This window comes from Bradyrhizobium genomosp. III, assembly GCF_000261705.1.
Taxonomy (GTDB): domain Bacteria; phylum Pseudomonadota; class Alphaproteobacteria; order Rhizobiales; family Xanthobacteraceae; genus Bradyrhizobium; species Bradyrhizobium ottawaense.
On the sequence record NZ_AJQF01000110.1, the window covers coordinates 1 to 599 of the forward strand.

The window sequence follows — 599 nt, forward strand, 5'->3', positions numbered from 1 at the left end:
ACGAGGGCGCGGCCTTCGAGCTGCAATTCCCTGCGGTCTAGATCGCGAACACCCAGGCGGCGACGATGGTGCCGATGGTGACGAGACCAGCGATGGTCCAACCGGCGGCATATTCCAGCTCAGGATGACCGGTCGCCCGCATGATCTCTGCCGGATCGGCGGTATGTTTGTGTGCCATGACAGCCTCGCACGTTTCTTCCCGCGTCATATGTAAGTCGCATCAGCCGCCATTAGGTTCCATCACGGAAATGCGAGGAATGACGCAGCTTGGCTTGTTCGCCGTCCCTGACGAAGGCCCGACCGGCCTTCGCTACATGGACAATTTTATCGAAGCCGCCGTCGAGCAGGCCTTGATCGGCCGCATCGCAGCATTGCCGCTCGAGCGTTTCCAGTTCGGGGCGTTCGAGGGCAACCGCCGGGTGGCGTCGTTCGGCTATCGCTATGACTACACGCTGCAGCGGCTGGCCGAGGCGGAGCCGATTCCGGACTGGCTGTTGCCCGTCGCGCGTCAGGCCGAGGCCTGGGCGAAGCTGCCGGAGGCCAGCGTCCGGCAGGTGCTCTGCACCGAGTATGAGGCCGGCGTCGGCATCGGCTGGGGG

At 64.4% G+C, this 599-nt stretch carries 1 protein-coding gene and 1 pseudogene; one reads left to right on the top strand and one right to left on the bottom strand.

Annotation, left to right across the window (positions count from 1 at the left end):
• Positions 1–37: 37 nt before the first annotated feature.
• Positions 38–178, bottom strand: coding sequence for a hypothetical protein (locus IC66_RS47675; RefSeq protein ID WP_018321489.1), 141 nt, complete (start codon positions 176–178; stop codon positions 38–40).
• Positions 179–257: 79 nt separating this feature from the next.
• On the opposite strand from IC66_RS47675, the pseudogene IC66_RS0110350 reads away from it, so the two are divergent.
• A pseudogene (locus IC66_RS0110350) lies at positions 258–599 on the top strand (alpha-ketoglutarate-dependent dioxygenase AlkB); the annotation flags it as partial.